6 protein-coding genes and 3 pseudogenes are annotated in these 7,948 nt (G+C 59.6%); 3 read left to right on the forward strand and 6 right to left on the reverse strand.

The window, feature by feature from the left end:
• Positions 1-608, forward strand: a pseudogene (locus tag IC50_RS37455) (transposase); the annotation flags it as partial.
• On the opposite strand, the gene IC50_RS40875 reads toward IC50_RS37455, so the two are convergent.
• Entirely contained in the window at positions 517-843 is a 327-nt protein-coding gene (locus IC50_RS40875) for a hypothetical protein (protein ID WP_162130962.1), read from the reverse strand. The pseudogene IC50_RS37455 and the gene IC50_RS40875 overlap by 92 nt on opposite strands.
• Before the next feature lie 332 nt (positions 844-1,175).
• On the opposite strand from IC50_RS40875, the gene IC50_RS37460 reads away from it, so the two are divergent.
• Complete coding sequence (locus tag IC50_RS37460) at positions 1,176-1,505, forward strand: hypothetical protein (protein WP_016848551.1); 330 nt, start codon at positions 1,176-1,178, stop codon at positions 1,503-1,505.
• A 142-nt stretch (positions 1,506-1,647) separates the two neighbouring features.
• Positions 1,648-2,197, forward strand: a pseudogene (locus IC50_RS39915) (transposase); the annotation flags it as partial.
• Here IC50_RS39915 and IC50_RS37470 read toward each other — a convergent pair.
• From IC50_RS37470 to IC50_RS41865, 5 genes and pseudogenes are all read right to left on the reverse strand, one after another.
• Positions 2,185-2,436: pseudogene (locus IC50_RS37470) on the reverse strand (IS5/IS1182 family transposase); the annotation flags it as partial. The pseudogenes IC50_RS39915 and IC50_RS37470 sit on opposite strands and share 13 nt — an antisense overlap.
• A 552-nt stretch (positions 2,437-2,988) precedes the next feature.
• Entirely contained in the window at positions 2,989-4,035 is a 1,047-nt protein-coding gene (locus IC50_RS37480) for a D-alanine--D-alanine ligase family protein (protein ID WP_011090946.1), read from the reverse strand.
• Positions 4,026-4,889 (reverse strand): 7TM domain-containing protein, encoded by an 864-nt coding sequence (locus IC50_RS37485; RefSeq protein WP_014498636.1) that lies wholly within the window; start codon positions 4,887-4,889, stop codon positions 4,026-4,028. Before IC50_RS37485 ends, IC50_RS37480 begins: the two co-directional genes overlap by 10 nt.
• A complete protein-coding gene (locus IC50_RS37490; protein ID WP_014498635.1) occupies positions 4,886-6,508 on the reverse strand; it encodes a gamma-glutamyltransferase family protein in 1,623 nt (540 codons plus the stop codon). The genes IC50_RS37485 and IC50_RS37490 overlap by 4 nt, the downstream gene beginning before the upstream one ends.
• A 7-nt stretch (positions 6,509-6,515) precedes the next feature.
• On the reverse strand, positions 6,516-7,568 hold the full coding sequence (locus IC50_RS41865) for a KamA family radical SAM protein (protein ID WP_016848546.1): 1,053 nt from the start codon (positions 7,566-7,568) through the stop codon (positions 6,516-6,518).
• Positions 7,569-7,948: the final 380 nt, after the last annotated feature.

Raw genomic sequence — 7,948 nt, forward strand, 5'->3', positions numbered from 1 at the left:
TATGTGGTGATCAAGGCCGCGAACGAGTTCAAGGACAAGACGACGGCCGTCAGTCAGCTCTGGCAGACCGACTTCACCTACCTCAAGATCACCGGATGGGGGTGGTACTATCTCTCGACCGTGCTTGACGACTTCTCGCGCTACATCGTGGCCTGGAGGCTTGGTCCCACCATGTGCGCTTCCGACGTCACAGCCACCCTCGACCAGGCACTCGCTGTATCCGGCCTTGACCACATCGCCGTCGCGCACCGGCCAAGGCTTCTCAGCGACAATGGTTCGAGTTACGTGGCGGACGATCTGGCCAAGTGGCTCGACCAGAAGGGCATGCAGCATGTGCGCGGCGCTCCGTACCATGACCCAGGGAAAGATCGAGCGGAAAGATCGAGCGCTGGCATCAGACGCTGAAGAACCGCATCCTGCTCGACAACTACTACCTGCCCGGTGATCTCGAACGTCAGGTACGGGCCTTCGTCGAACACTACAATCACGTCCGTTATCATGAGAGCATCGACAACCTCACAGCAGCCGATGCCTACTTCGGCAGGGCCGAGGCGATCCTCGCAGAACGAAAACGCATCCGAGGGAAACGATCCATTTTTCCATCATGACCGTGATCCCAAGCTCTTTTTCCGTCTCTATCCTTGCTGCGTTGAGTGCTGCGACCGCTTGCGTTTGGTCGACAAACGAACCCTCCAAGGTGGTGTTCGGAAGAGTAAATAGAGTGTCGTCATGGTCCAGAATCCAGGGAAACCAGCCGTACTCGATCGCATTTGTAAGAAAGTGTTCGTGCGGGTCTGGCCTAGCCTCTTTTAGATCGTACGAGGCAATAAATGTGGGCATCATGGTTGCTCCACTCTGCGGCGCACACGCGGACTTGGAGGCACGCGGACATGACTCGACGCCGTGGAGAGTGAAAACCCGCCGCTGTTCCTGCCGCGCCCACGCTGCCAGTGAAGTTGGCGGCGGTGACTCGGCGCTCACGGCTCCGGAAGCGCTGTCCCCACCACGCGCTGCAAACTTCGGTGGCCAGCCTTCGCCCTTGGATTAGCGAGACCGACCACCTCCCCGAGAGGCTCAATTCCAAGGGCGCTACCAGACAGTATCGCTGAGAACGACTGGAAGCACCTACCAAGATTGGTTGGTGCCGATCTGATGTGGCCTGGGGCAAATGCGCCATGGCGACTGAATTAGATACGATTTTTGATGTGATTGAGCGTCACCGCGAGCTTTCCGCGCAGCACGCCGCCGCGGCATCGGTATCCTCGAAACTTGTCGCAGGTCCCGAGTTTGATGCCGCCGACGCGATCAGCGAGGAAAGAGGGTTGGCTCTCGAGGAGTATGCAGACGTGCTCATCCACTCCAAGCCTACTACGCTTGCGGGCGTAATCGCCCTGAGCCGCTACGTAGCCAGCCTACCGGCTTGGCTGCTGTCTGATGAAAATGATTGGCACCAATCGTTTCTGAGGACGCTGGCGGACGCGGTGGATGAGATCGGTGTGAGGTAGCGCCACCTCTGGAATTGAACCGGCCGGTGCGCGGGAAGCGCAAGAGAGCTATCGCTGAAAGTTGGTGACGGCGGAATCGCAAAGGCGGCACCCCGTGGGGGGGCTTGACGCCTCCACTTCTCCACCGAAGGAGCGATATGCCGTGTCCAACGATAACGTCATCCAGCCGATTCAGCCAGGAATCGTTGACGATCAACTCACAGAAGTCTTGCGCAACGGGGCACGTGCCTTCTCGCCAAGGCGGTCGAGGCCAAAGTCGCAGACTTTCTCGGCCAGCATGCCGATTTGAAGACCGCGGACGGCCACCAGCGCATCGCGCGCCACGGTCACCTGCCGGAGCGCGAGGTGATGGCCGGCATCGGTCCGGTCGCCGTCCGCCGGCCGCGTGTACGCGCTCGCGAGGCGGCCGCTACCTGGGCGCCGGTTCTCTCCGTCGATGCTGCGGCCAACATGCGCCACTCCAAGTCGATCGAGACACTGCTGCCGATCCTTTACCTGAAAGGGATCTCGACCGGCGACTTCTCCGAGGCGCTGCCGGCGCTGCTCGGCAACGATGCTGGCGGGTTGTCGGCATCCGCGATCGGCCGGCTGCAGGACGTCGGATTGACGAGCACGCCGCGTGGCAGAAGCGCGATCTGTCGGCGAAGCGCTACATCTACATCTGGGCCGACGGCATCCATTCCAAGCACCGCCCGCACAGCGCTTCGTCAGACAGATTGTGCATATGTTTGAGGATGAACAGCCCGGCCACGAGCCTCGTTGGCAGCGGCGGCTGGCCCGGCCCGGTGCGACACACCGAGCTGAAGCGCTTCGCCAGAAAATCCCAATCAATCTCCGCCGCAAGCCGCACCAGCGGATGACGAAGGTTGATGATCGCATCCAGAGAAGCCCGAAATAGGTCGTCCTGGCGATCGTCGCGCGGCTGACTCACGGCCCGTTCTCCAACAGCGAATCTTGCCGTCAAAGGAATCACGATCCACCAAAATCCGGTATCCCAAAACGCAAGAAACCGACCCTCCCCCCGGCTTTCTTGCAAAATCGAATACTTGCTCAGGTTAAATCATCGCGACGTATCAATCGCTTCCGAATTCTTCACGGGCGGCTAGCGAAGAATTTGAGGAGCTGATCTCGTCGCAGCGTCTTGCGAAAGATGACGACTCCTGAAACATCCGAGCCATGCACCTTGCCAGTCTCCCGGCGCACCAACTGTAAAGCTAAGATAACGAGGCAGTCGGTACCGGTCGTTATCGCGGTCTGCATATGTCGCCGCATTTCCCGCCAGGTCCTTTCGCGCACGCAAGCCGTTTCCGCCCATCCCTCCGGAAGTGCCGGCACCAACAACCCGAGCGCACAGCTTCAGCGATCGTCTGCATCATCAGTTTCGAGTCCGGCAGGAAAACCGCCCTCCATTTGCCTGTGCAAACATCGCTATTGTTGCTCCGCCGAACCATACGATCGACAAAAAGTGACAGCTCTCAACACACTACCCAGCGGCATAATAAATCCGCTCGCGATTTGACGGTTGTTCGGCCTGGGAAATGCCAGTTCCGAAATACCGCGCGTGGGCGACGTCGAGGATACCGTTGACCAAACTCGAGAAGGTGTACCCGGCGGCTTTCGCGGCCAGGACATAAGACGCGCCGATACCGAGTGCGGCCATCGAGTTGATCTCCAGGACAAAGGGGTGCCCGGAGCGGTCGATCCGGATGTCGACGCGGGCGTAATCCCGGCAGCGGCAGGCGCGGAAGGTCGCAACCGAAATATCCCGCAGTATTGTCGCGAGATTGCTCCCGACCTGCGCCGGGCAAATCTTCTGGGGCTCCACGACCGCCATGTGCATCTTGTCTTCCCAAGTGATAAGACGCGTCTCGCGCTCGCCGAAGTCCTGCTCCACCAGAGGCAACGCCTCAAGCTCTCCGTTTCCCAGCAGGGCAACGCAGATCTCCCGCCCTTCGATGTATTCTTCTACGAGTGCATCCTGCGCATATTGCGTGACGATCACTTCTACGGCCTGTCTCAACTGGGCGGGCTCATATACGAGCTGCAATCCGAAGCTCGTGGATTCATGACGCGGCTTTACTACCAACGGGAAGCACAGATCGCCGGTACTCTCGGTGCCCCTACGCATCACACGAAAGTTCGGCGTCGGCACGCCGCAATCGCGGATGAGCTGTTTGGTAATGGCCTTGTCGAGCGCCAGTGCGTGCCCGAGCGGGCTGGAGCCGGTGTACGGAACGCCAGCCATCTCGAGCATGGCCGGAACGTGCGTGTAGCGGCACTCGCCCTGAATTCCGTACGCCATGTTGAAAACGATCCCTGAAGGGCGGGCTTGCGAATCGGGTGGCATGAACCGCTCAAGCGTCGCGAGCAGTCCTTTATCACCTTCGCACAGCAGCGTGTCGTGGTTACCCTCTTGCAGTGCCGCCACCACGCTTTCGACCGTCTTGCGGCCGTATTTCTCCGGGCAAGGTTGACCGAAGTGGTTGATCACGCCCCTATGATCATCGTTCCACACGACGGCTACCCGCATGAGCTGCTCCCTGTATGTTGCCGGCTTTCACGTTCATTCGCCTGGATTTGGCAGATCGAGAGGGACGGCTCGCCTGGAGTGCCCGCGCCCCAAGGCCAGGCGACGAGCGGGTTCACTCCTTCCAACAAGCGGAAATCGAGATACTTGTTGATTAGCAAAATGCACCCGGCCTGCACCAACAGCAGTTCCGGGAATCGCAGGAAGAGTTCCAACGTGCCTGGCAAACTCGATAGAGCCACGATGATGAGGGCGGCCAACACCGTCGTGAAGGCGCGCCAGATCGCTTCACGGACTCCATTTTGGTCGAGCACTTTTGCGAAGCTTTCGCAGGTCAAACACAAGGCGATAACCGGAAAGAACGCAATCTCACGAAGCCAGGCGATATGCCACCATTCCCCCGCGGTCAAAGGCGCAAACAGCAGCGCTGCCGCCAAGCTCAACAGCACAGCCACTCGCGCGTAACTGTGGTCTGTCTTGAGCAGCGGCCGCAAGGCGACAACGACGAGGAGTACGAACAGCAGGAAGGCAAGGCTGATCGGGATGCTGACGGTATCGAAAGCCATCGCCAACAAGATCGGCCGAAGAAGCCCCAGCACCCTGACGCCAAGAGTGAGGCGAAAGAGTACGACGAAGACAGCTCCCAAGGAGACGAACACCACGCTCTCGGCTGACTTGTGGAACTGGGCCGGTAACTCTGTGAGCGAAACAAAACTCGCACTGATGGACGAAGTCGATAGCATCGGCAGTTTGGCGAGCGCTACGCCGAGCGGCAGGACAAAGAGGCCCACGAGCAACCAATCGGTCTTTGGCGCGGCGTCCGCCGAGGCATTCTTATTTCTGCACGTTTCACTCAAGAGAGCACCTCCACCAGGCCATCACGCCGGGGATCGGCAGCGCCTTTCGCGCTTCCGTCAGTCATGAGTTGGAGCGCGTTGACCGAACCCATCGCAAAATTGAGTCGTGATTTGACGATTGGGATGCGGTTACGGGCGCGCAATCTTGCCAACAGGGCATTGCTGGCTGCCGGCCGCTCGATCCAGACTTTGCGACCGACCAGTCCATGTACGCGAGGCGCCGCCACAGCGTCCGTGATATCCAAGCCCAAGTCGATGACTCCACTTAGGACATGGAGAATTGCCGAAATGATCCGTCGACTGCCGGCGGCGCCCAGTGCCAGGAGCGGGCGGCCGGTGGCGCCCTGTAACACCAGCGTTGGGGCCATGTTCGAGCGCGGTCGACAACCTGGTCCGAGCTCATAGGGGTGAGAAAGGCGGGGACACGTGCACAGATAATTGTTGTAGAGGAAACCCAGATCCCGGTGTGCCACCTTGGCGCCGAACACCGATTGGATAGACTGTGTCAGCACTACAATGATGCCATCTCGATCGCAGACCGAAAGATGGGTCGTATCGCCCGGTTCTTCGGCACTGTCGGTCGCGAGCTCTTTGGTACTTTGCGGCGCCAGGATGCTATCTGCGACTTGCCGCGCGTAATCTTCGCTCAACCGCCCTTGACGCGATTGCGGAATGAGATCATCGGGCAGCAACGGGCGGAGCTCCCGCTCGCGAAAGACGGCGGATGACGCGAGCGCGATCGCTTCGTGCCAGCTATCGTCGGATGACTCCGAGTTTGTCGCTGATATCTGCGCGATGATGTTAAGTGCAAACAAGAGTTGCAGTCCGCCGCTAGGCGGCGGGATGCTGAGAATCCGATGGCCGCGATAGGACGTCGAAACCGGCTCCACCTGTGCGGGCGGACCGCAGCTTGCTAGATCTTCTTCGGTGATGAGACCGCCGGCCGCTCGCATATCGGCTGCGATCTGCCGGGCAATTCCGCCGTGATAGAAGTCCTCGGTGCCGAAATCGGCCAACCGGCGAAGCGTGCCCGCGAGCTCCGGTTGTCGAAACATGTGGCCGATTTCCGGTGGCAGACCGTCTTGGAGAAACAGCTCACCGGCCGGCGATGCTCGCAGATCATCGGCCACCCATCGGGCTTGTCGGTGCTGCAATGGCGTGATCGGATAGCCTTCTTCCGCAATGCGGATCGCTGGCGCCATCACAGTTTCGCGGCTGAGCACGCCGTATTTCCTGTGCGCCCAGTCCAGCGTCGCGGGAGTCGATGGAATCGTGCAGGAGCGATACCCGCGCCGCTGCTGGCCCGCTTTGATCGTGTCGAGCGAAGCGGCTGCGGGCGCACGGGAATGTCCGTCGATGATCCGAATTCGATCATCCGCAAAACGGACGAGCAACACGGTCTGCCCGCCCAGACCCGATGCACTGGGTTCGCACACGCAAAGCGCCCAGGCGGCGGCCACAGCGGCGTCGATCGCGTTTCCGCCGGCGCGCAGGATTTCCACCCCGGCTTCGGTAGCGTTCGGGAAAGCCGTCACCACAGCCTCGTGGCGCTGCCCTACGGAAGCGGCAGGGCCGTCGAGCTCCACGCGCTCCAAGTTGGGCATCAGCATCGCGCGCATTTCGATCTCAGCCTTCGGGCAAATCGTCCAACCAGCAGGCGCCCTCGACGTGCCGCCGGGAAAAGACCTTTCCGAGTTCTTCGGGAATCTTGTTTTGATGATATCGCATATACACGCGGCCATCGGCACCAAGGTCGAGAACCTCGATCTTCCCCGTGTAATGGGACATGATGTATTTGAACGTCTTCTGGATACCGCTGAGACGTCGGTTGATGCCGCGCGCGATCTCTATACCGCGCCGCAGCGAGACCTGAAAGTGCGATGCGCCTTTCACCGGCCTGCCTTGAAAAAGATAATAAGGGCGGACGCCCATTTGGTGACACTTTGCAAAGGTCGCCGCCAAGATTTCGGGATCGTCGTTGACTTTCGCCAGAAGCACGGACTGATTCAGAAACTGCACGCCCTGTGCGCGTAGCGCGCGAATGTTGCGCTCCGCATCGACCGAGATCTCGCCGATGTGGTCGAAATGCGCGACGATCACTGCGGTCTTTCCCGCTTCACTGATCCGCCGGAACAACGCCGGGAGTGCGGGATCCTCAAACCGCCTGGGTGCGAAGGCGACTATTTTTGTGCCGAATCGAATTGACTCCAAGTGCGGGATCGGTAGCAGATGATCAAGAATCTTGCCGAGCTTAGCGGTGCTGAGCACGAACGGGTCGCCTCCAGATAGCAGCACGTTCGTCATCTCAGGATGGCCGGCGATATACTGCGCGACCCGGGCGAAATCGGGCGCGATCTCATCGGAGTCCTTGCCGACGATGCGTTTGCGAAAGCAGTAACGGCAATAGGACGCGCAACGGTCCGTTACCAGCAGCAGACCGGTCTGCGCGTATTTGTGCTGAAGCCCGGGCACGACGGTATTGTCATGCTCGCCGCTGGTGTCAAGACTTCCGGGACTCTTGAACTCAGCAATTGTGGGCTCTACAATGTATTTAAGCTGGTCGTAGTAGCCACTGTTGGTGATCTGATCGCGATAAAAATTTGTGGCGTGATACTGCGTGATGTTGTTGGCTTGCAGCTCACTCTCGGTAATGGCGCGCGCGCCCTCGATGAAATTCATGACCGCGGTGTGCGGCCGCAGGCCGTGCGCGATAGGCCGTGATGAGGTGCGCAAACCCGCGCCTCCGGGGTTGTCAGCATGAACAACTCCTTGTTGATCTTGTGATGAGGACGGTATCTCGACCACCGGACGTCTTCCGGTGGCGACGCGAGCTTGCGCAGATCGGCCTAGCATCTTGTTCGTCATAGCTGATTCTCCCCAGCGCGTGGACCGGAACTGATCCCCGGGCAAAGTCTGGACTAGCAATTGATGTGCCACCAGAGACTCTGTGTAGTTAAGCTTCAATGACAATAGGATGATGCGTCTCTTCTGCGCAGCACGAGACGATTGTGTCACCAGCCGGACGCGAGTGAATACTAGTACCCACTTTTCTTGGAACG

It is taken from the genome of Bradyrhizobium genomosp. I (2014) (assembly GCF_000261685.1).
Taxonomy (GTDB): domain Bacteria; phylum Pseudomonadota; class Alphaproteobacteria; order Rhizobiales; family Xanthobacteraceae; genus Bradyrhizobium.

What these genes read in the sequence shown, in the direction of transcription:
- IC50_RS37490 (WP_014498635.1), bottom strand. Translation starts at nt 6,508, where the DNA reads ATGCGCGCGATGCTGATGCCCAACTTGGAGCGCGTGGAGCTCGACGGC.
- IC50_RS41865 (WP_016848546.1), bottom strand. Translation starts at nt 7,568, where the DNA reads ATGAATTTCATCGAGGGCGCGCGCGCCATTACCGAGAGTGAGCTGCAA.
- IC50_RS37460 (WP_016848551.1), top strand. Translation starts at nt 1,176, where the DNA reads ATGGCGACTGAATTAGATACGATTTTTGATGTGATTGAGCGTCACCGC.
- IC50_RS37480 (WP_011090946.1), bottom strand. Translation starts at nt 4,035, where the DNA reads ATGCGGGTAGCCGTCGTGTGGAACGATGATCATAGGGGCGTGATCAAC.
- IC50_RS40875 (WP_162130962.1), bottom strand. Translation starts at nt 843, where the DNA reads ATGATGCCCACATTTATTGCCTCGTACGATCTAAAAGAGGCTAGGCCA.